Genomic DNA, 21,100 nt, shown 5'->3' on the forward strand with positions numbered 1-21,100 from the left:
CGACGCGCCGGCGGCGTGCGGATGGGTGTCATCATCGGCGTTCGCCGGACGCGGGCGTTGACGGAGGTCAACGGTTCGAAATCACGTGGAGGCGCGCGGGCGCACGGGCACGAGACGCCGGATCAGCGCGGCGCGACCGGCTGCGGCGCGTCGGGGGAACGCGCCTGGCTCACGTCGGCCCGGAAACCCCGCTCGATGTCGAGGATCTTCGTCGCGCATGCGTCGTACCGCCACCCCGGGCCGCCATCGCTGCCGTACATGCCCTTGCACATCGCCTTGAGCCGGATCACCGCCGCGCCGCCGCCCGATGCGGTGCGCGAGGCCCACAAATAGACTTCGCCGGCCAGGAACGGCGGCGCCGTCTCGATCGTGTCTGCATCGGCCCGGGTGATCCGGGTCGACGAATGCCCTTCGACGTAGCGGCGCGCAAGGCGCCATGCGCGGTCGCATTCGGCCGGTGTCGAACACTGCAGCGCCGCGGCCTGGCGCGTCGCGAACAATTGCGTTTCCGTCGACCGGAAGGCCGCGTTCCGCTCCGCATCGGCGCACGCCCCCAACGCAAGCAACACGACGACCGCACACACCCGTTGTTTCATCTTCCCTGCCTCGCAACGCATCGCGTTCCGCTCGCCATCCGGCGGCATGAATCCGCTCGACGCCAACCCGGCCGCGTGACGCACCGACATCCCGCATTCGGTGCGCGGTCACGTGCCGCATCGCCCGAACGCCCGAATCGACTGTAGGGCCGCCAGGGGGAATGCGGTTGACCTGCGTCAAGCGCGCGCCGGCGCGGTGCGCACCGCACGCGCCGCAACGGTGCCGACGACGTGCATGCGGGCGGCGTTGCGCCGCTACCGCGCCGGCGCCGGGCCACGGCAAGCCGTCCGGGCGCGCACGGTCAACGCGCTTGACACGCATCAAGCCGGGATGGGCGACAGTCGGCTGCAATAGGGTTCGTCGCACGCGTGCCTCCGAGCCTGCCGGCCCGATCCCGCGACATCGAGCAGACGGAGCGAGCCGCTTCCGTTCGACTACAACCCGCGGGCACGGCGCCATGCAAGCGCCACGCCCATCGATCCGTTCATCATGTCCCGAGCGCCACGCCTGCCGTTCACGTCGAGCCGCGGAGCCGCACGACGCAAGACCCTGCAATTCGATCGCGCGTTGCGTCGGCCTGCCACCTATCCGCATCCCGCCGGCCGGATCGAACGGATCGAAACCCACCTGTCCGTCGTGTATCTGGCGGGACGCTACGCGTACAAGCGCATCAAGCCCGTTCGATTCGCGTTCGTCGATCTCGTGCGCCCCGCGCAGCGCCGCCGCTGCGCGCTGGCGGAATGGTCGCTCAATCGGCCGTTCGCCGGCCCGCTGTACCTGGGCGTCTGGCCGATCGTCGCGCGCGGTCGCCGCAGCACTTTCGGCCCGCCCGTGCGAACCGGCCCCCACCGCCACCGGCAGCCGGCGGTGCCCGGCGAGTATGTGGTGCGCATGCGCCGGTTCGACGCGCAAGCGATGTTGTCGGTCCGCAGCGCATCGCACGACACGGGGCTGGCGGACGCGGACGCATTCGCGCAGACGCTGGCCCGCCATCATCTGCACGCGCCGCGCCGTGCGCCGCGCGGCTACCCGGGCAGCGCGGCGAGCGTCGCGGCCCAATGCCAGGCGTTGTGCGACACGCTCGACGTCACGGTGCCCGCTCAAGCCGCGCTGCGACGCTGGTACGAAGCCGAGCTGGCTCGTCTCGCGCCGCAGTTCGCCGAGCGGGACGCGAACGGCTTCGTGCGCGCCTGCCACGGGGATCTGCATCTCGACAACGTCGTCCGCTGGCGCAACCGGATCCTGATGTTCGACTGCATCGAGTTCAACGACGCGCTGCGCTGGATCGACGTGGCGAGCGATCTCGCGTTTGCATGGATGGATTATGCGGCCCGCGGGCGGGCAGATTGCGCCCACCGCCTCCTGTCAGGGTGGCTCGCAGGTACGGGTGACCATGCGGCGCTGGCCGTACTGCCGTGCTACTTCGTCTATCGTGCGCTGGTGCGTGCGCTGACCGCGCGGCTGCGCGGCGACGAGGCGACGCGCGGCCGCTATCTGCACCTTGCGTCGGACATGGCGCAGGCACGCCGCGATGCGCGGCCGTTGCTACTGCTCTGCCATGGCATGTCCGGTTCCGGCAAATCGGTGGCGAGCCGCGCGCTGGCGGAACGGCTCGGCGCGATCCGGCTGTCCAGCGACGCCGAACGCAAGCGCTTCGCCAGCGCACCGGAGGACACCCGTCTGCCGCCCGCCGCTTACTCGGAGACGGCGATCGACGCGGTCTACGACAGACTGCGTGCGCAGGCCGGAGAGGTCCTCGCCAGCGGCTATACGGCGATCGTCGACGCGACGTTCCTGCTCCGGCGCAACCGGGCGCCCTTCATTTCACTCGCCGAGCAGCGCGGCGTGCGCGTCGCGATTCTCGACTTCACCGCGAGCCCGGCGACGCTCGCCGCCCGTGTCGCGGCCCGGGCCGCACACGGGCGCGACGCATCCGATGCCGACACGGCCGTACTGGCCCGGCAGGTCGAGCGTGCCGAGCCGCTGGCCGGAGCCGAGGCCGCGATCACGATCCGCTTCGAAACCGAGTGCGACGTCGCGGCGTACGGGAGCCGCGCGTTCTGGGCGCCGTTGTTCGCCGCGCTACGCGCGTAAATACGCGCGCTGCGTGCCGCCCGGAGCGCGGCCTCGACGGGCACGACGGGCGCCACGCAGGTCGGCACGTCAACGTGCCGCACGTCGTCGCGGCCGATCGCGCACGTGCCGCCACGCGGGCCGTGGCGGGCCCCGGCGACGGTTGCCCAGATCCGCCTCAACGGCCGTGCGCGGCGCACGGCTGACTTGACGCCATGTCACGCTGTTCCGTTTCGGCCGGCCGCGACACGAACGGCGTCGCGCACTTCGCCCACCTGCGCGGCATGCTCGGCGCGCTCGTTTCCCTCGTCGTGCGGAGAAAGCACGGGGAGGTGCGCGCGTAGCGCCCGTTCCCGCCGCCTGGACGCCGACGCCGCCTAGATGCTGAGATACCCCTGGAACAACCACGGGGGGCCGCTTCGATCCCGCACCGCATGGCCGCTCGCGGCCGGCGCGCAGGTGCCCGAGAAGCCCGGCGATCCATCCGCCCAGAACGATGGCACGAAGGAAAACTCGCCGTTGACCGTCACGACGAAGTCGCGATTGAATGGCGACGGCGCGAAGATCGTCACCTCGCGGAAAAACGGCGCGGCATCGTCGTGCAAGATACCGCCCGCACGTGTCCACCTCGCGTCGTAGCGAGCCGGCAACGTATAGATCCTGCCGCCGCACTCCACCGTTCCGGCCGGCGTGTACACCATCTCCACTCCCGGATACGGCAGGCGGTAAGGCTCGCGGCAAACCGGGCCGTCGGGTCCGACCACGAGCGGCGGATGCGCCCAGATCGATAGCGACAGCGGGCTCGTGTGCTGTGCGAAATATTCGGAAAGCCAGTTCATGGCCCATTCTCCCGTCCACGGTCATTGGCGTGCGCAGGTGCCGGCAGGTTCGCTGAAGCGGCGCGATCGCGCCGGCGGCCCGTCGAGCGTCGCACGACACGCTCGCTGCCGATCGCAACCGAAAGCCTGAACGACTCCGCCGGCAAACGCCCGGCCTGTTTCGGCGCCCGTGAAGTCATTCTCGAACGCACCGCGCGCCGGGCGTTGACAGAAGTCAACGGACGCGGCGGCACACCACCCGCCTTTGCCGCGGGCCGGGGCCCGCATGATCAACGGCCGAAGGTGCGCGTATGGTCGTCGTAGTCGAACAGCCCCGCGTAGCGGCCCCAGTCCGTCACGACGCGCAGCGCCTGTTCCGCGCTGCGCGGATCGAGATGATCCTCGAGCTCCAGTTCGAAACGCTCACGCGGCGCGCGATGCCCTGCACGCTCGTCCAGCACTTCGTCGATATGCGCGGCAAGCGGCACGAACTTGACGACATGCTCTCGAAACAGGCGCCGCCGGGCCTCGTCGTCGCTGTGCGCGAACACGTGGCCCGCCGCGCTCAACCGGAGGGTCCGGTCGTGCCACTCGGCAAAGGCGAGCAGATGGAGCGCCGCGGCGGTCGCATGGAGCACGTCGACCCGAAGCGCGAGCGCCGCGGCAATCGCGCCGAGTTCCGCATGGCCGTCGTACGGCGCGGCCGCCAGGGTCTCGACGAACCCGGCGAGATGGTGGCTCGTCACGTCGGGTAGCGTCATGGCCAGCGTGCCGCCGGCCGCCGCGCGGGCCGCCGCCGCGTCGGCGATGCGCGCGGTCAGCGTCGCGTAGATCTTGCCGACGATCGCCTGGAAGGCCGGGTCGTGCCGGCTGCGCGGACGCGGCAACGGCACGTTCAGCGCGGCGTCGATGCGCGCCGGGCCGGCGCCGAGCACCAGGATGCGATCGCACATGAGCACGGCTTCCTCGATGTTGTGGGTCACCATCATCACCGACCGGGTCGACAGCTGGCGCGCGTCCCACAGGTCGAGAAAATCGGTGCGCAGCGTTTCCGCGGTCAGCACGTCGAGTGCCGAGAACGGTTCGTCCATCAACAGCAGGACGGGTTCGCTGACGAGCGCGCGGGCAAACCCCACCCGCTGACGCATGCCGCCCGACAGTTCGCGCGGATAAGCCGATTCGAAACCGTCGAGCCCGATCAACTCGATCGCGACGGCCGCCCGTTCGCGCACGTCGCGTGGCGGAAGGCTCAGCGCATCCAGCCCGAGCTCGACGTTTTCGACGACGGTCAGCCACGGGTACAGCGCGAAGGTCTGGAACACCACCGCAATGCCGGCGGTCGGGCCGGCAAGCGGTGCCCCGCGATATGCGACCGCGCCGGACGAGGGCTTGACGAGCCCGCCCGCGATCCGCAGCAGCGTGGACTTGCCCGAGCCGGAGCGGCCGAGCAGCCCCAGTATCTCCCCCTCGCGGAGCGTGAGGTCGATATCGGCCAGCACGTGCAGCGGCTCGCCGGACGGCTTCGTGAACGATTTGCATACGCCGCGCATCTCGAGCACGACGGGCGCCTGCTCCGATGACGGCGCGGCCGCGCCCGCCTGGTACGCTTCCTTGCATTCACCGGGATTCGACACATCGGTCTCCTGCGGATGGAGGATCGGGTCCGGACTCAATCGAACCGCGTCCTGCGCTCGGCGAACGCATACATCGGGCGCCACACGAGCCGGTTGGTCGCGATCACGAGCAGCGACATGACGGCGACACCGAGCGCGATACGCGGAAAGTCACCGGCGCCGGTCATCTGCGCGATGTAGGCCCCCAGTCCGCCGGCATTCAGGCGCGTGCTGCCCCAGCTCACCGCCTCCGCGACGATGCTCGCATTCCATGCGCCGCCGGACGCGGTGATCGCGCCCGTCACGAAGTACGGCAGCACACCCGGCAACATGACGCGACGCCACCAGGTCGCCGGCCGGACCCGAAAGCATGCCGCCGCTTCGCTCAGGTCGGCCGGAAACGCGCTCGCTCCGGCGATCACGTTGAACAGCACATACCATTGCGCGCCCAGGATCATCAACAGCGGCAGCCAGACTTCGGGGGCGAGCCGGTAGCGCACGATGACGAACACCGCGACCGGAAACAGGAGGTTGGCCGGAAACGCGGCGAGAAACTGCGTGATCGGCTGGATGCGGGCGGCCACGCGTGGTCGAAGACCAATCGCAATGCCGATCGGCACCCAGATCGCCGACGCGATCACGACCAGCACCGTCACGCGAACGAAGGTGAGCGCCCCTTCGCCCGCCACGACGCGCAGGTCCGCCCAGGTCAGCGCCGCGCGTCCGAGCCGGAACAGTACAACCGCCGCATACCCGCATCCCGCCGCGCACAGCGCGAACCAGAGCGCGTCACCCGCGTGCCGCGGCAGCGCCATCCGGCCGCGCCACGGCCACGCGACCCCCGGCAGCCGCGCACGCGCCGCGCGGCGCAACAGCATGCCGACCGGGCCGCCGGCGCGGGCCATCCATCGCGACCGGTGGAACAGGTCGAGCATCCAGCTGCGCGGCACGACCGCGGGCACGGCATCGCCATAGCGGAACCGTTCCGACCACGCGACCAGCGGCCTGAACAGCAACTGGTCGTACAGGACGATCGCGACGCTCATCGCGACGATCGCCCAGCCCACCGCGGCCAGATCCCGGTTCGCGATCGCCCGTGCGACATAGGCGCCCACGCCCGGCAGGTCGACGTGCAGGCCGCCGACCGCGATCGCCTCCGATGCGACCACGAAGAACCAGCCGCCCGACATCGACATCATCGCGTTCCAGACGAGACCGGGCATCGCGAACGGCACCTCGAGGCGCCAGAAGCGCTGCCATGCGGACAGCCGGAAGCTGCGGCTTGTCTCGTCGAGATCGCGCGGCACCGTGCGCAGCGACTGGTAGAAGCTGAACGTCATGTTCCACGCCTGGCTCGTGAAGATCGCGAAGATCGCCGCACACTCGGCGCCCAGCATCCGCCCCGGAAACAGCGACAAGAAGAACAGCACCGTAAACGACAGGTAGCCGAGGATCGGCACCGACTGCAGCACGTCGAGCAACGGAATCAGCACCCGCTCGGCCGACCGGCTCCTGGCCGCCGCGGTCGCGTAGACGAGCGCGAAGGCAATCGATGCGAGCAATGCCGCGAACATGCGCGAGACCGTACGCAGCGTATAGCCGGGCAGCGCCGCAGGGGACAACGAGATGGCCGGGGGATGCGCGACCGCGAGCGGGCCTGCCATCTGGTGCGCCGAAATGCCGGTCAGCATCAGGAACCCGATGACGATCAGCACCGCGGCGAGATCCCGCCAGCCCGGCGCGGGCAGCGTCCAGCGCCCGCCGCGCAATACCTCCGCATGGTGCTCCAAGGTGCCCCCCCCGGCCGATGATGGCAGTTCATCTTCCGGGGCGGGCGGGACAGCCGCGTTGACCTGCGTCAACCGTCCCGCAACAGCCGGCCCGGGTCGGGCAGACGGATGCGGGCGCGTCGGTACATACGTCGATTCATGCGGCGGGATACGCGCTCGCGAGCGCCTCGACGAACGCATCGAGGCACGCGGGCGCGAGCCGGTTGATGCCGGCCGCCGCTTCCCGGCCGCCGCCGTCCGGAAATGCGCGGCAAAGCCGATCGGCACCGTACGGTGCGGCGACCGGTGCGCGCACGCTGACCGTGTATCGGCCTCCCGCCGCAACGGTCAGCACCGCATGCGCGCGCGCCGGCTCCCGCCGCGCGAGCAGGTTGGCGAAGACGCCACGGACGCGCCGCGCCCAGCGGGCGTCGGGCAGGATGTAGACGTCCGCGCCCGGCAGCACGAAGGTCGCGCGCTGCCGTTGCGCACGCGCGATATCGCGCCGCCGGTTCTCGGCCAGACGTCGCGCGAACGGCGACCCCGCGAATTCAAGCGGATTCGCGAATTGCCGGATCACCGCATACACGGCAAGCGGCGCCATGAAGAGATCGTCGGGAAGATCGCCGTAGCCGTTGTAGTTGATGGATTCGCCGAGCACCTGCAGCCGGCGTGCATCGGCATCCGTCAGGCTGCCGGCGGCGGCGAGCGCGCCGGCCACGCCGTCGAGATTGTCGCCATACGCGCCCACCGCCGCCCAGAGCCGCTGCCGGCCGGCCAGATAGCGGTCGACGATGACGCTCGTGCAGGTGTCCGGCGCCGTATCGATATGCGCATGCAGGTGGGGATGAGCGGGCACGTCGCCCGTCACGTGGTGATCGAAATAGTCGACGTCGACGCCTCGCGCGAGCAGCGCAACCAGGGCCTCGCGGTTCGCGTCGAGCGAAACGTCCAGGACGGTGACGGCGTCGCCGCGGATCGCAGGCACGCGCGCCAGCAGTGCAATGTCGCGCTTGGGGCCCGTCACGAGCACCGACTCGGCCGGCGTCACGAGCCGGAGCTGGTGCAGCGCGCAGATGCCGTCCGCATCGCCGTTGAATACGTCGAAGCGCGTCATGGTGCGCCGCGCGCGATGCCGCCGGGGTGTTGCGTGCCGTCCGGACGCGCGCAACGCGTGCGCGGGGCCGCCACCATGCGGCCCACCGCGATCGAGTGACCGGTCGGGCTGCGAGCCTCGTTCATGCCGCCTGCCGCCTCGCATGCGCGTCCGGCCCGCCGCCCCACTGCGCGACGCATGCCGCCAGCGCCGGAGAAATCGACGCCTGCAGCGGCACCACGGGCGCCAGTGCCTGCATGGCGTCCGGCAGCGTGGCCAGTTCGCGCAGCGCGTGCACGCGACTCTCGTCGAGCGTGGGCGCCGCGAGCCGCGCGCCCGCGACCATGACCGGCTGCAACAGCGGCGTTCCGTCGAGGCGCTCGCCGTCCAGACCGATGCAGTCGCCGGCGATCCGCCCGTCCGGGCCGTATCGCCGGAACACCTGCTTGCGGCCCGGCAGTGTCGCCTTGCCCTCCGAGCGCTTGCAGCGCGTCCGGCCCGCGTACTCGACCAGCTTGTACGCGCAATCGAGATACGGCGCGTCCGCCGACGTGCCCATCTGCGTGCCGATCCCGAAACCGTCGATCGGCGCGTGCTCACGGACCAGCGCCTGCAACCGGTGTTCGTCGAGATTGCCGCTCGCGAAGATCGTGGCGTCGGTAAGGCCGCCGCGGTCGAGGATCGCGCGAACGTTGCGCGCATGCGCCGCGAGATCGCCGCTGTCGATCCGCACGCCCTTGATGCGGACGCCGTCGCGCGCGAGCCGCGGCGCGAGTTCGACCACCTTGTACGCCGCGCGCTCCGTGTCGTACGTGTCGATCAGCAGCAACGCGTTATCCGGCTGCGATCGCGCGAAGTGCTCGAACGCAAGCGCTTCGTCGTCGTGTGCCTGCACGTATGAATGCGCCATCGTGCCGTAAACGGGAATGCCGTAGCGCAAGCCGGCAAGCAGTGTCGCCGTCCCGGAAAATCCCGCCAGATAGCTGGCACGCGCCGACAGCATCGCCGCCTCCGCACCATGCGTGCGCCGCAAGCCGAAGTCGACCAGCAACCTGCCGTGCGCGACGCGCGTCGAGCGTGCGGCCTTGCTTGCGGTCAGCGTCGCATAGTGGAGCAGGTTCATCACCCGGCTCTCGACGAACTGCGCCTCGCGAAGCGGCGCCGTGATCCGCAGGACCGGTTCGTCGGCAAAGAACACCGTGCCTTCCGGCATCGCATCGACCGTGCCCGTAAAGCGGAATCCGGCGAGCGATGCAAGAAAGTCCGCGCGAAGGCGCCCGGTTCCGGCCAGTTGCTCCAGTGCGGCGGGCGGGAAGCACAGGCGCTCCAGATAATCGAGCACGGGCGCGAGCCCCGCGGCCAGCAGGTATGCGCGGTGCCCTGGCAACGCCCGCACGAAGAATTCGAAGCTCGCCGCGTCGTTCATGCCGGCATCGAAGCCGGCCTGCATCATCGTTAGCTCATACCAATCCGTGAGCAACACGTCGTCGACGTTCGCCTCCTGCAAGGATCCGTTCATCATGCCCCTCCCGCGCGGCAGGTCGCGTCGATGCCGGCCACCATGTCGGCACCCCCAGCATAGGGTGCCGTCCGGCGCCCGAATTGCGCGAGATCAAGGAGCGGCGTTCGAACACGCCGCCATCGAACAGGCACGCGCCGGGTGCCGGAAACATCGCACCGGGTCGTGAAATCAGGATCGTGTTCGCGCGGCACGAACGGTTGACGGACTGCCTCCCGGATGCCCGCCGACGATGCGCGGAACGCCGCCTTGCGGGGTTCGCGTCGACAGCGCTGGCGATCGCAAGCACGCGATGAGCGCGGTCGGCGTTCGGAAGGTGAACGTGTCCGATTTCTTCGGATCGACACGGGCCATGCCGCCACCTGAAGCCTCCAGCGCCGCTTCGCGCGCGGCCGCCACGGGCACGCCGCGACGGAACGCGGCGCACGCCGGATCAGTCGCGTTGCTTCTCCTCGAAATACGGCTGACGCGCCGCCACGAGGCGCAATTCGTCGAGCAGCGCCGCGGCCACGCGAAGCAGATCGTCGAGCGAGACGATACCGACCAGTTCGCCGTCGTCGCCGACGACCGGCAGCCGGCGCACGCCGTGCTGACGCATCCGCTTCGCGAGCAGCCAGACATCGTCGTCGACATCCGCGACGGCGACGGGCGCGGACATGATGTCGCCGACGAACAGCGCGTCGGCCTCCGCGTCGGGGCTGACCACGGCGAGCACGATGTCCCGGTCGGTCACCATGCCGATCGGCTTGCATCGTCCGTCCTGTTCATGGACGACGACCAGGTCGCCGGCATGCGCGTCGCGCATCCTGGCGGCTGCCTCGACGACGGTCGTCCGTGCGGGACACGTCGCGACATCGCGGGTACAGAGCATCGCAGCATTCATGTTCGTTCTCCCGGTCGGGGCGAAGCGGATCATCGGCGCGTGACGCGATCGGTTCCCGTCGCCATGAGCGCCCGTTCGCATCCGGTGAAAACAACGGTAAATCCGGCCGCGCAACCGGCAATTGATGCAGGTCAGCGCGGTGCGCCGTGCGGTGTTCCCCGCAATGCCGTGGCCGTCCGGCGCGCGGCCGTGAAGCCGGCGTTGCCATCGCGGCCGGGGCGATCGCACTCGGCGAAGCGCGACACGATCCGGCAGCCGTCGTCCGACAAGCGCGCAGGAGCCTCCACAAGCGACGCGGTATCCAGTCGCACGAGGCCGCGATCGACCAGACAGCGAAGGTCGGCGGGGTCGCCCTGCTGGCATCGCGGCTCGCTGGCGAGCACCATCAGGATCGCAATCTCGTGGGGACTCAGCAGCCGGTCGCCGTCGGCGTCGACCGGACGATTCCGGTGTGGCGCGACGGGCGGCGTGATGATCCGGGGATTCGACGTGTGCGCAAACAGGAAAGGCATGATGGAGGCCCGTATCATGAACGTGAAGACGCAGACGGCACGGCGCATGCCGGTCCCCGATCGTGAGCGACACGCGCAAACGTTTATCTTCGCTCCTGCAGCGCAAACGGTCTTGACGCAGGTCAGCAAGCGCACGCACGCGCCCCCCACTATCTGCGATTCATCTGACGCGATGCCATCCGGAGATCCGCTTTGCTTGCCTGTCAGGAACACGTCAATCTGATCGTTTAGCCTTTGGTCGCAGGATCGGAACGCCACGGTAGCGTACGTATCTTCTCGTCGGCCGCTCGGACTCCCGCTCACGGTCGCACGTCGTCCATATCGCGCTCCGCATCATCCCGTTTTCTTCCGAGAGACCGAACGTCGGATCCGGCTTGCATGAAATCAATGCGTCACGGACAGCCGGAATCCACCATGAATCACCGTCCTGAAGAGATCCATTCATGAACTGGTACTACGAAGTCGAACGCGAGCTCGCCCACATCGAAGGATCCATTCGACTGCTCGAACAGACGCGGGGCTACTTCCACAAGAAGACGTCGATCAGCGATCCCGCATACTGGCGTGCAAGACTGCACGCCGTCAGGGCGACGGCCGAACAGGACAAGACGCTGTTGCGCCGCGCCGACGAAATCCTCGCACGGCTCGATCGGTTCTGATCCGCTCGCGCCGCCCGCTTGCATTCCCGATACGTAACGAGTCGGACGATTCGGGCAAGATCAGCGCCGCACACGGGACGTGCCTCGATCAATCCGGCGAAGCCCCCGCACGGCGCGCACCATCGAGTGCGGATCGGCCCGAACCATCGGGCTTGATCGCCATCAACGCGCCGCCGCGGCATCGCTCATGGATTGCAAGGAAGCGCGCGGGACGATTCGCATCGCGAAACAGGTAGCCGACCAAGCCGAACGAAACCGAAGCAGGCCACGCCTTGCTCATGCATCTTGGCGGCAACCCGGGAGGCCGGGCGCGTTACGTCGCGTCGCTCGACTCCGGGCCCCCTTGGTTCGGCCAGGGCCTCGCGCCGTCGTCAGGCCGGCGTCCGGCGCGGGCCGCACCGGTCGAGTGATCGCCGTTCACGCACGGCAAGCCGTCGAACGATCGACCGGACAAAACGCGCGAGTTTGCGGGACGCCAGACCGTGACCGATATCGCGCGCGGAAATCGCGCAGGTCGCGATCGGTCGTTGCCGTGCCAGCGCCTGCATCTGTCCGAATGCCGTCAGGTCGCCACGCAGGCCCATCGTGCAGAAGAATGCGGTCGCGTGCAGTTCGTGCCCGTGACGGGCGAGCCAGGTCGACACCGGCGTCGAGGCGCGCCCGGCCCAGACCGGCGTGCCGAGCACGACCACGTCGTAGGCCGACGGGGACGAGACCGTCGGCCGCAGGTCCGCCGCGCGCTGGCGGATCACGTCGGCAAGCGAACGCAGATAACCGATGGCCCCCGCCCGCCGTCGATCGTCGAGCTCCCGCAACCGTTCGCAATCCGCGCCGAGTGCAGCTGCAAGCCGGCGCGCCAGCCCCGCCGTCGTTTCGCTGCGCGAGTAGAAAACGACGAGCATGCGTCGAGAAGCATCCATGGTCCGCTCCGTGCTCCCGCCCAGGATCCGACGGTCAGTTTAGGCACCGGCGGTCGAGCCGACGCTGATGCAGGTCAACCCGCGGCCGTGCAATCCGGCGACAGTAGACTTGTCCGAATCCCCGGCGGCTTCTCGTCCATGCGCGATGTGGTATGACCTGATTGAACAGCAACGGCAATGGTGGCGCACGTGGGACGCGGCCGCGCGGTTCGCGCGCGGTCTCTGGCCCTGTGTGGCGACGGCGTGTTACGCCGATCTGGTCGAGCCCCTGCTCGACCTGCATGCCGGTCCGCCGCGGTTCGCGATCGATTCGATCGCCCTGGACGGCCGACGTGTCGACGTCGACGAAACGATCGTCGCGCACACGCCATTCTGCTCGCTGCGCCGCTTTGCTCGCGCCGGCGCACCGCGCATGATTCTTCTGTGCGTGCCGCTGGCCGGCCATGCGGCCGTGATGATGCGGGAAACGGTCGAGACGCTGCTGGCCGATGGTGACGTCTGCATCACCGACTGGATCGATGCGCGCGACGTGCCGCCTGACGCGGGTCGATTCGGCCTCGACGAATACGTGGCGATGCTCGACGGCTTCATCGATACGCTGCTGGCCGACGCACGGCCCCTTCACGTCGTCGCCGTCTGCCAGGCGACGGTTCCGGCGCTCGGCGCGCTTGCGCTGCGCGCGCAACGCGGGGCCGTCCCGCCGGGAAGCCTGACGCTGATCGGCGGCCCGCTCGATGCGCGGATCAACCCGGGCGCGCTCGGGATGGCGGCTCGCTCGCATTCCCTCGCATGGTGTCGCGCCACGTTGATCGACACGGTTCCGCCCGGCTTCGCCGGACACGGGCGACAGGTTTTTCCGGCCTATCTGCAACGCGCCGAGATCTCGCTCGCGTATCCGCAGCACTACATGACGCTGGTCGATCGCTATCGACGTGCGGTGACGGAGGGCGATGCCGACGCACTCGCGCAGGCGCGCCATGCACTACGCGAATACCTGACGCTCCTCGACATGCCCGCCGAGTACTTCCTCGACACCGTCGACATCGTGTTCCAGCGTACCTGCCTCGCAAACGGCACCTGGTTCGTCCGAGGTCAGCGTGTCGATCCCGCCGCGCTGCGCGCCATCCAGCTGCTGACCGTCGAAGGCACGCACGATGCCGTCACCGGCGCGGGACAGACCCATGCCGCGCAGGCCATGTGCAGCGGCCTTGCACCGGACGCCCGGCAGATCGTCGACGTCGAGGATTGCGACCACTACGGGCTGTTCACGGGTGAGCGCTGGCGCACCGTCGTTCATCCCGCGCTGCAGGCCGCGTTTGCCCGCGCCGAACGCAGCCGGCGGTGCGCGTGCGCGGCGCAGCGCAGCGTGACGTGACGTCGTCCAGCTGAACCGGCACGATCGCGCGCCCGGGCGCCGCGCCGTTCAGGCCGGCGGCGTTTGCGCGTCGCGCGCTGCCTGTTCCGCGGCCGCCACGCGACGCTTGACCCCGATGAAGCTGTCGGGGCTCACGGAAACCGAGTCGATGCCGCAGGCGACGAGGAAATCGACGAATTCCGGATGATCGCTCGGCGCCTGGCCGCACAGTCCGACCTTCGCCCCGGCATCGTGCGCGGAGGCGATCACGCGAGCAATCATCCACTTCACCGCTTCGTTGCGCTCGTCGAACAGGCCGGCCAGCTCCGCCGAGTCGCGGTCGACCCCGAGCGTGAGTTGGGTCAGGTCGTTGCTGCCGATCGAAAACCCGTCAAAGCGCTGCGCGAACGCGCTCGCCAGAATGACGTTCGACGGGATCTCGCACATCACGTAGATCTGCAGGCCGTCTTCGCCGCGCTTCAGGCCGTTCCCGGCCAGCACCTCGAGCACGCGGTCCGCCTCGTCGGGCGTACGGCAGAACGGGATCATCACGATCACGTTCCTGAACCCCATGTCGTTGCGCAGCCGCGCGATCGCCCGGCATTCGAGCGCAAACCCGTCGAGGTAGCGCGGCGAGTAGTAGCGCGACGCACCACGAAATCCGAGCATCGGATTCTCTTCGTGCGGTTCGAACTGCGCGCCGCCGACGAGGTGCGCGTATTCGTTCGTCTTGAAGTCGCTCATGCGGACGATGACCGGTGCGGGATGGCAGACCGCCGCGATGCGCGCGAGGCCGCGCGCCAGCCGGTCAACGAAATAGTCCGCCGGATCGTCGTAGCCCGCCGTCAGCGCCGCGATGGCGCGCTTCGCCCGCTCGTCCTGCAAGGCGTCATAGCGGGCCAGCGCCATCGGATGCACCTTGATGTGGTTGCTGATCACGAACTCCATGCGCGCGAGCCCGATGCCGTCGGCCGGCAGGCGCCACCACCTGAAAGCCGCGGCCGGGTTCGCGAGGTTCAGCATGACCTGCGTGCGGGTGGTCGCCAGGTCGGCCAGGTCGATCGCTTCCACGTCGTATTGCGCGATGCCTTCGTAAACGAAGCCGGCCTCGCCCTCCGCGCACGACACCGTCACTTCCTGCTGGTCGTGCAGCACGTTCGTCGCATTGCCGGTGCCGACGATCGCCGGCAACCCCAGCTCGCGGCTCACGATCGCGGCATGCGACGTGCGGCCCCCGTGGTCGGTGATGATCGCGGCGGCGCGACGCATGACCGGCAGCCAGTCCGGATCCGTCGTGCGCGTCACGAGCACCGCACCGTCGACGAAACGCGCCATGTCGCGCGGGCTGTCGATCACGCACACGCTGCCTGCCGCGACGGCCTCCCCGACACTGACGCCGGTGAGCAGCTTCCGGCCGGTCTGGCCGAGCCGGTAGGTCTTCACGGCGCTGGCTTCACGCCGGGACTGCACCGTTTCGGGACGTGCCTGAACAACGAACAATTCACCGCTGACGCCGTCCTTCGCCCATTCGATATCCATCGGCTGGCCATAGTGCGTTTCGATCGCGCAGGCCCAGTGCGCAAGCGCCAGGATGTCGCGATCCGCCAGGACGAACGCGGCACGCTCGGCTTTCGACGTCGGTACGTTGCGGGTCGGCGCATCCTCGTCGCGCGCATAGATCAGCTTCCGCGCCTTGCCGCCGAGCGTCTTGCCGATGACGGGGCTGCATGCGGGATCGCCGAGCAGGGGCTTGAACACTTCATATTCGTCGGGATCGACGATGCCCTGCACCACGTTCTCGCCCAGCCCCCATGCGGCACTGATCAGCACCACCTTGTCAAAGCCCGTTTCCGTGTCGAGCGAGAACATCACGCCGGCCGCGCCGACATCCGAACGTACCATCCGCTGCACGCCGATCGACAGCGCGACACGCAGATGATCGAAGCCCTTTTCTTCCCGGTACGCAATCGCGCGGTCGGTGAACAGCGATGCGTAGCACCGGCGGCAGGCAGCGAGCAACGCGCGCTCGCCGCGCACGTTCAGGTAGGTTTCCTGCTGCCCCGCGAAGCTCGCGTCGGGAAGATCCTCGGCAGTCGCACTCGAGCGCACGGCGACGTCGACGTCGGGTCGCCCCGACTGGCGGCACAGTTGCCGATACGCGTCCCGAATCGCATCGGCGATGTCGTCGGGCCAGTCGCCGTGAAGGATCGCCTGCCGGATCGCCGCGCCGGCATCGGCGAGCGGCATCTTCCTGGCGACGAACGCGTCGAGCGTGCTGCCGATGATCTGCCTCAATCCGTTCGCATCGATGAACCGCCAGTAAGCATCCGCGGTCGATGCGAAGCCGGGCGGCACGCTCACGCCCTGTGCGGACAGGTTGCCGATCAGTTCGCCCAGTGACGCATTCTTTCCGCCGACGCTCGGCACATCGCCGCGCCGCAGGTCGTCAAACCAGACGATCAATGCCTTCCCGTGATCCATGATGCGCCCTCCGGTCGTCGCAGCCAGGCCACGCGCGAGTCACGCACGTCGCCGGCAATCGCCGGCACGGGCTGCCGGACACGTCCATCCTGGCTCCATGCCGCGCCTCCGGCGTGACCTGCGTCAAGAACGGGCGCCGACACGGGCAATGGGCTGTCCGGCGCGCGATTCGTCTGCGCTTGACGTCCGTCAACGGATCACGTCGCTCGTCCCGTACGCTCTCGATCAGGGGCATATCGATCGCGCCTGGCCAACGACAGGATTCCGGACATGGATTGCATGCATCTCGCCAGATCGTCCGCCTTGGCAGTCGCCGCTGCCTGGGCCGGTTTCGTGGTACCGCTTCATGCGCAGGAAACGGGTTCGCCGGCCGCTGTCACGCCGTCATCGGCCGCCGCGGCGCCGTCGGAAACAGCGGAGAGTGAGTCGCCCGCTCCCGCGTCGAACCCCCGCAACGTCGCCTTCGGCAAGACACGCGCGCAGGTCAGGCGAGAGCTGGAGCAGGCGCAGCGGGTGGGCGAGATCAAGCGCATCGACCGGTTCTTCGGCCGCGGCAGTTGATCGCCATCGCGCCGGCACCTGCAATGCGCTGAGCGTATCGAAAAGGACGATCGCCGATGCGGGTCGGCGGGTATCGCAAGAGTCGTTGCGATCGCGGTGATGTGGGCTTGCACCGTCGCGTCAGAACGATTCGCAGTGCGTATCTATCACGCACTGGTCCTGCTGCATTCCGCCCATGAAGCCGGTGTGCCGCAAACCGGCAACGTGCGCGCATGAACGACGCTCGGCTACGTGGCCACGACGTGCCACGTGCCGGAAGCGATCCTGACACGCCGCCTCGGCTTGCCGGCCGCCACCGCCCCGGACACGCGTGTCAGCGCCCTCGCCGAGCGGCAGCGCGTGTCGCGGTCGGCGTACGTCGAAGAGGTTCAGCGCGCGAGCGGCAGGCCCGTATGCTTCGCGTTGGCAAAGCCCGTCATCCGCCCCCGCCGCCGCTCACTCGAACCGGCAGGCCGCGCGCGGCAGCGCCGAAAGCGTGTCGCTCGACAGTTTCAGAATGCCGTCGAAACCGGCCTGGTTGTCCGCCGGGCAGAAAGCCGCGAGCGTCATGCCGTCCGAGCGCGTGTACTCGACATTGAACACGGCCTTGTTCAGCGCGATGAAGCTCGCGTAATCGCCGCACTCGTGGAACCTGTTGCATTGCTCGTTGAGCGCCCAGTCGGCCACTTTCGCCATCGCGGCCGCGATACCCGAGCCGTTCTTCAGGCCCATCGACATCCCGCGATCGTGCGCGGCGGCGATCAGCGCCGTGTTGTACCGCAGTTGGTCGTCGCGCGTCAGCGGAAAACCCGTTTCCTGGCGATAGCTGTCGTCGAGGTCCGGCTCGATGCCGTCGCAGCCTTTTTTCTTCGCCATGTCGAGACGCGCCAGCATCACGGGCATCAGGATCGCGGTCTGGCGAATGTCCAGCCAGCGTTCGTGATCCTCGTATCCTTCGACGGGGTAACCGAGCACGCTGTCGGGAAACCTGCCGGCATCGCCACGGGTGTCTTCCCGCCCGCCCACCTCCATGTAGCACACGACGGTGATGCCCTTCGCCTTCAGGCGCTGGATCGTGCCGGCATCGGTCAGTTCCATGTCGACGTCGTACATCTTGCGGGCGTTGTTCACGCCGTCCAGCACCTTCTCGTTGATCGTGTTGCCGTCGATCTGCCATTGCCAGCTCGTGCCGGGCACCAGTGGCTTCCACGCGGCGGCTTGCGACGCGCGCGCCGAAGCCGCCGCGACCGGGCCGCCCGGCACCGACGAATCCGAGTCGCCGCCGCATGCCGCAAGCAGCAGCATCAGCACGAATGAGGCGAATGATCTTGCGGACATGGCGAATCCTTTGCCTGTTGGCGGCTCGTCAGGATGCGAGAGTGCGAGGGAGTCACGTGCAGCGGAATGCAGGCGATGCATCTGCCGATCGCGCAGTGGTGCGGGAACGCGCGAAGCACGTCCGGATGGTAGGCGGGAACACCGCGCCCATCTGTTCCGATTTGTCGATTTTTGTTTGTGTGGCGGGCCGACGCTGTCCGGAAACGCACCGTCATCGCCGATGAGCGATTGCGAAAAATGACAGTTTCTCCGTCCCGGGGTTTTGGATAGATTGGCCGTACCGCATCCGCATCGCCTCAGGGACACCATGAACTTCGAAGCCACCCCCGATCAACGCGCTGCCGCCGCCACCTATCGCGCCGTCGCGCTGCGTCACTTCGCGTCGTCGCCGCGCCGCGGCTTCGACTGGGCAACCTGGCGCGCGCTGTCCGAAGCAGGTCTGTGGCGCACGCTCGTCGCCGGCCGCGATGCAGGCGCGGACGCGTCGTTGAACGTGTTCATCGCCGCGTTCGAGGCGATCGTGACCGCGACGAGATCCGTCGGCTTCGCGATGGCGCTGGCGAATCAGGCGACCGTGATTCGCGCGCTGCTGCTCCACGGCACACCGGCGCAGCGCGACCGTTTCCTGCCGGCCCTGACGTCCGGCGCGGTGGCCGCGACCGCCATTTCCGAAAAAGGCACCGGCACCGAAATCCGTGCACTGCAGAGCCGCGTCACGCTGGACGGCCAGGATTGCCGCCTCGACGGTCACAAGTACAACATCAGCCACGCCCCGGACGCGGCACTGATCCTCGTCGCCGCGAGCGCCACACAGGACGGTCGCCCCGGTACGGCGCTGGTTCTTCTCGATCCGCAACGCGCCGGCGTGACGCGCACCGCGCCCCAGGAAACCCTGGGCGTCGCCGATCTGCCGATCGGCGACATGACGTTCGACGGTGTTCCCGTCGGCACGGACGATTTGCTTTGCACTCCCAAGGACGGATTGCGCGTGCTGATGGACATCGCGTCGATGAACCGCGCGTTGTTCGGCCTGCTGTGCGCGGACGTGGTCGGGCCGTTTCTCGCCGACGCACTCGCGTACGTCGGCGAACGCGGCGCGCTCGGCGTGACGCTCGACAAGCATCAGCATGTCCAGCGGCGGCTCGTCGACATTCATGTCGGTGCGGAGCGCTCGCGCTGGATGGCACTCGCCGCACTCGACCAGTTGAGGGCGGGCGACCCGTCCGCGCTCGCCAGTTGCTCGATTGCGAAACTGGGCGGCGCCCGCGACCTGACCCAGGCCGCGCTGCACCTGCTCGCGATCTACGGCAGCGACGGTTATCGCCGCGGCCCGCTCGCGACCTTCGTTGCCGACGCACTCGCCATGGGAACGGCGGGCGGCACCGAAGAGATGCACGCGCGCAACATCTTCAGCCAGATGCAGCGACGCGCGACCGCCTCGCACATGCACGCGGCCTGAGTGCTCATTTTTCGTTTCTCATCCCGAAGGAGTTTGCCTTGACCATCCAGCCCGGCCTCCGTGCCCGTGCCACGCACCGCGTCGATACGATTTCGCTTGCAGATCAATGGGGCGGCGAAGCGCACGCGCTTGCCAGCCCGATCATGATCATCTTCATCGAGCAGACCTGCATGCAGGCAACCGATCACCTGCTCGGCGCCGACCTGATGACGGTCGGCTACAACTTCGAGATCAAGCATCTCGCTCCGACGCCGCCCGACTGGGAAGTCACGGTCGACGCCGAGCTGATCTCCGTGGAAGGCCGGATGATGACCTACAAGGTGTCGGTTCGCGATGCGGCCGGCGTCGTCGGCGAAGGCATCCATACACGCTGCGCGGTCGGTCGCGACAGTTTTCACGAGCGGCTTGCCGAGCGCCGCGACCGCGCACCGGTCGCGCAATGAGCACCACTGGAGGAGACACCCCGATGCGCCCGACGCCGCTGCACGACCTGCGCCTGCCGCTGATCGCATCGCCGATGCTGATCGCCAGCTACCCCGAGATGGTGCTGGCGCAGTGCAAGAGCGGGATCGTCGGCGCCTTTCCCGCGCTCAATGCGCGACCGAGCGCGCAGCTCGGCGACTGGATCGATCGCATCGACGAGGAACTGGCCGCGCACCGTGCCGCCCGTCCGGATGCGTGCGTGGGGCCGTACGCGGTCAATCACATCTGCCATCAGACCAACACGCGGCTCGAAGCGGACTTGCGGATCTGCATCGACCGGTGCACGCCGATCCTGATCACGAGCCTGCGCGCGCCGCCGCGCGAGATCGTCGAAGCCGTGCACGCCTACGGCGGTGTCGTGCTGCACGACGTCACGACCGTACGACACGCGGAGAAAGCGCTCGAAGCCGGTGTCGACGGCCTGATCCTGGTCGCGGCCGGAGCGGGCGGCCATGCCGGCACGCTGTCCCCGTTCGCGCTGGTGTCGGAGGTGCGCCGCATTCATGACGGCTTCATCGCGTTGTCCGGCGCGATCGCCACCGGCGCGGCCATCGCGGCGGCGCTTGCACTGGGTGCCGACTGCGCGTACATGGGCACCCGCTTCCTCGCGTCTCACGAAGCCAACGTGGCGCAGCGCTACAAGGACACGATCGTCGAGGCCACGGCCGCCGACATCGTCTACACCGATGCGTTCAGCGGCGTGCACGGCAACTATCTGCGCCAGAGCATCGAGGCCGCGGGCATGGACGTCCGCAACCTGCCCCGCAGCGAGCACGCACACCTCGATTTCTCGCCCGAATCCGGCGCGCGCCAGTGGCGCGACATCTGGGGCGCCGGCCAGGGCGTGGGTTCGATGGACACGGTGCTGAGCGTCGAGCAGATCGTCGCCCAGCTCGAGATCGAGTACGGCGTCGCACTCGAACGCGTGCGTCACGAGTCCGCCCGCATCGGCCGGCACGCACCCGCGCACTGACCGGGCACCCGCT

The 21,100-nt window shown here is 68.7% G+C and carries 19 protein-coding genes; 8 read left to right on the top strand and 11 right to left on the bottom strand.

The annotated features are described in order from the left end of the window. Window positions 1-122: 122 nt before the first annotated feature. Complete coding sequence (locus E9536_RS27730) at window positions 123-596, bottom strand: hypothetical protein (protein ID WP_059696988.1); 474 nt, start codon at window positions 594-596, stop codon at window positions 123-125. Window positions 597-1,086: 490 nt separating this feature from the next. Between E9536_RS27730 and E9536_RS27735 the strand changes: the two genes are divergently transcribed. Next, a complete protein-coding gene (locus E9536_RS27735; RefSeq protein WP_136471371.1) occupies window positions 1,087-2,691 on the top strand; it encodes a bifunctional aminoglycoside phosphotransferase/ATP-binding protein in 1,605 nt (534 codons plus the stop codon). 194 nt (window positions 2,692-2,885) lie between these two features. After that, window positions 2,886-3,014, top strand: a complete 129-nt coding sequence (locus E9536_RS42565; protein ID WP_282186926.1) for a hypothetical protein — start codon at window positions 2,886-2,888, stop codon at window positions 3,012-3,014. Between the two features lie 33 nt (window positions 3,015-3,047). Here the strand turns inward: E9536_RS42565 and E9536_RS27740 are convergent, their stop codons facing one another. The 7 genes from E9536_RS27740 to E9536_RS27770 all read right to left on the bottom strand — a co-directional run bounded on the left by E9536_RS27740 (window position 3,048) and on the right by E9536_RS27770 (window position 10,928). Then, window positions 3,048-3,509, bottom strand: a complete 462-nt coding sequence (locus tag E9536_RS27740; protein ID WP_059696819.1) for a hypothetical protein — start codon at window positions 3,507-3,509, stop codon at window positions 3,048-3,050. Window positions 3,510-3,778: 269 nt separating this feature from the next. Further along, window positions 3,779-5,038 (bottom strand): nitrate/sulfonate/bicarbonate ABC transporter ATP-binding protein, encoded by a 1,260-nt coding sequence (locus E9536_RS27745; protein ID WP_059696990.1) that lies wholly within the window; start codon window positions 5,036-5,038, stop codon window positions 3,779-3,781. 119 nt (window positions 5,039-5,157) lie between these two features. Next, window positions 5,158-6,891, bottom strand: coding sequence for an ABC transporter permease subunit (locus E9536_RS27750; protein WP_136471373.1), 1,734 nt, complete (start codon window positions 6,889-6,891; stop codon window positions 5,158-5,160). 136 nt (window positions 6,892-7,027) lie between these two features. Then, window positions 7,028-7,987: an acetyltransferase gene (locus tag E9536_RS27755; protein WP_136471375.1), complete on the bottom strand. Its 960-nt coding sequence runs from the start codon at window positions 7,985-7,987 to the stop codon at window positions 7,028-7,030. 121 nt (window positions 7,988-8,108) lie between these two features. Continuing rightward, entirely contained in the window at window positions 8,109-9,485 is a 1,377-nt protein-coding gene (locus tag E9536_RS27760) for a nicotinate phosphoribosyltransferase (protein WP_060172880.1), read from the bottom strand. A gap of 433 nt (window positions 9,486-9,918) precedes the next feature. Then, window positions 9,919-10,368: a CBS domain-containing protein gene (locus tag E9536_RS27765; protein WP_059696825.1), complete on the bottom strand. Its 450-nt coding sequence runs from the start codon at window positions 10,366-10,368 to the stop codon at window positions 9,919-9,921. Window positions 10,369-10,499: 131 nt separating this feature from the next. Then, window positions 10,500-10,928 (bottom strand): hypothetical protein, encoded by a 429-nt coding sequence (locus tag E9536_RS27770; RefSeq protein WP_211097500.1) that lies wholly within the window; start codon window positions 10,926-10,928, stop codon window positions 10,500-10,502. A 395-nt stretch (window positions 10,929-11,323) separates the two neighbouring features. On the opposite strand from E9536_RS27770, the gene E9536_RS27775 reads away from it, so the two are divergent. Beyond that, window positions 11,324-11,539 (top strand): hypothetical protein, encoded by a 216-nt coding sequence (locus E9536_RS27775; RefSeq protein ID WP_059696828.1) that lies wholly within the window; start codon window positions 11,324-11,326, stop codon window positions 11,537-11,539. A gap of 371 nt (window positions 11,540-11,910) precedes the next feature. Here E9536_RS27775 and E9536_RS27780 read toward each other — a convergent pair whose 3' ends face one another. Then, window positions 11,911-12,459, bottom strand: coding sequence for a flavodoxin (locus tag E9536_RS27780; protein WP_136471377.1), 549 nt, complete (start codon window positions 12,457-12,459; stop codon window positions 11,911-11,913). A 145-nt stretch (window positions 12,460-12,604) separates the two neighbouring features. On the opposite strand from E9536_RS27780, the gene phaZ reads away from it, so the two are divergent. Continuing rightward, complete coding sequence (gene phaZ / locus E9536_RS27785; RefSeq protein ID WP_136471471.1) at window positions 12,605-13,834, top strand: polyhydroxyalkanoate depolymerase; 1,230 nt, start codon at window positions 12,605-12,607, stop codon at window positions 13,832-13,834. A 48-nt stretch (window positions 13,835-13,882) separates the two neighbouring features. On the opposite strand, the gene ppsA is transcribed toward phaZ, so the two are convergent. Then, window positions 13,883-16,294: a phosphoenolpyruvate synthase gene (ppsA, locus tag E9536_RS27790; RefSeq protein ID WP_136471379.1), complete on the bottom strand. Its 2,412-nt coding sequence runs from the start codon at window positions 16,292-16,294 to the stop codon at window positions 13,883-13,885. 270 nt (window positions 16,295-16,564) lie between these two features. On the opposite strand from ppsA, the gene E9536_RS41910 reads away from it, so the two are divergent. Continuing rightward, window positions 16,565-16,855, top strand: a complete 291-nt coding sequence (locus tag E9536_RS41910) for a DUF4148 domain-containing protein (RefSeq protein WP_211097501.1) — start codon at window positions 16,565-16,567, stop codon at window positions 16,853-16,855. Between the two features lie 435 nt (window positions 16,856-17,290). Here the strand turns inward: E9536_RS41910 and E9536_RS27800 are convergent, their stop codons facing one another. Next, window positions 17,291-18,253 carry an endo alpha-1,4 polygalactosaminidase gene (locus E9536_RS27800; protein WP_168799577.1) on the bottom strand — a complete coding sequence of 321 codons (963 nt, stop codon included), beginning with the start codon at window positions 18,251-18,253 and terminating at the stop codon, window positions 17,291-17,293. Between the two features lie 226 nt (window positions 18,254-18,479). On the opposite strand from E9536_RS27800, the gene E9536_RS27805 reads away from it, so the two are divergent. Genes E9536_RS27805 through E9536_RS27815 form a run of 3 tightly spaced genes read left to right on the top strand, consistent with a single transcriptional unit; the run spans window position 18,480 to window position 21,087 of the window. Further along, window positions 18,480-19,631: an acyl-CoA dehydrogenase family protein gene (locus E9536_RS27805; RefSeq protein WP_136471383.1), complete on the top strand. Its 1,152-nt coding sequence runs from the start codon at window positions 18,480-18,482 to the stop codon at window positions 19,629-19,631. Window positions 19,632-19,669: 38 nt separating this feature from the next. After that, window positions 19,670-20,074, top strand: a complete 405-nt coding sequence (locus E9536_RS27810; protein WP_042974961.1) for a hotdog domain-containing protein — start codon at window positions 19,670-19,672, stop codon at window positions 20,072-20,074. A 23-nt stretch (window positions 20,075-20,097) separates the two neighbouring features. After that, window positions 20,098-21,087 (top strand): nitronate monooxygenase family protein, encoded by a 990-nt coding sequence (locus E9536_RS27815; RefSeq protein ID WP_060172775.1) that lies wholly within the window; start codon window positions 20,098-20,100, stop codon window positions 21,085-21,087. Window positions 21,088-21,100 lie beyond the last annotated feature (13 nt).

It is taken from the genome of Burkholderia sp. LS-044 (assembly GCF_004803625.1).
GTDB classification, from domain to species: Bacteria; Pseudomonadota; Gammaproteobacteria; order Burkholderiales; family Burkholderiaceae; genus Burkholderia; species Burkholderia cepacia.

Coding starts and splice junctions, on each gene's coding strand:
- E9536_RS27730 (WP_059696988.1), bottom strand. CDS start 596: ATGAAACAACGGGTGTGTGCGGTCGTCGTGTTGCTTGCGTTGGGGGCG.
- E9536_RS27735 (WP_136471371.1), top strand. CDS start 1,087: ATGTCCCGAGCGCCACGCCTGCCGTTCACGTCGAGCCGCGGAGCCGCA.
- E9536_RS42565 (WP_282186926.1), top strand. CDS start 2,886: ATGTCACGCTGTTCCGTTTCGGCCGGCCGCGACACGAACGGCGTCGCG.
- E9536_RS27740 (WP_059696819.1), bottom strand. CDS start 3,509: ATGAACTGGCTTTCCGAATATTTCGCACAGCACACGAGCCCGCTGTCG.
- E9536_RS27745 (WP_059696990.1), bottom strand. CDS start 5,038: ATGCGCGGCGTATGCAAATCGTTCACGAAGCCGTCCGGCGAGCCGCTG.
- E9536_RS27755 (WP_136471375.1), bottom strand. CDS start 7,987: ATGACGCGCTTCGACGTATTCAACGGCGATGCGGACGGCATCTGCGCG.
- E9536_RS27760 (WP_060172880.1), bottom strand. CDS start 9,485: ATGAACGGATCCTTGCAGGAGGCGAACGTCGACGACGTGTTGCTCACG.
- E9536_RS27765 (WP_059696825.1), bottom strand. CDS start 10,368: ATGAATGCTGCGATGCTCTGTACCCGCGATGTCGCGACGTGTCCCGCA.
- E9536_RS27770 (WP_211097500.1), bottom strand. CDS start 10,928: ATGCGCCGTGCCGTCTGCGTCTTCACGTTCATGATACGGGCCTCCATC.
- E9536_RS27775 (WP_059696828.1), top strand. CDS start 11,324: ATGAACTGGTACTACGAAGTCGAACGCGAGCTCGCCCACATCGAAGGA.
- E9536_RS27780 (WP_136471377.1), bottom strand. CDS start 12,459: ATGGATGCTTCTCGACGCATGCTCGTCGTTTTCTACTCGCGCAGCGAA.
- phaZ (WP_136471471.1), top strand. CDS start 12,605: ATGTGGTATGACCTGATTGAACAGCAACGGCAATGGTGGCGCACGTGG.
- ppsA (WP_136471379.1), bottom strand. CDS start 16,294: ATGGATCACGGGAAGGCATTGATCGTCTGGTTTGACGACCTGCGGCGC.
- E9536_RS41910 (WP_211097501.1), top strand. CDS start 16,565: ATGGATTGCATGCATCTCGCCAGATCGTCCGCCTTGGCAGTCGCCGCT.
- E9536_RS27800 (WP_168799577.1), bottom strand. CDS start 18,253: ATGCATCGCCTGCATTCCGCTGCACGTGACTCCCTCGCACTCTCGCAT.
- E9536_RS27805 (WP_136471383.1), top strand. CDS start 18,480: ATGAACTTCGAAGCCACCCCCGATCAACGCGCTGCCGCCGCCACCTAT.
- E9536_RS27815 (WP_060172775.1), top strand. CDS start 20,098: ATGCGCCCGACGCCGCTGCACGACCTGCGCCTGCCGCTGATCGCATCG.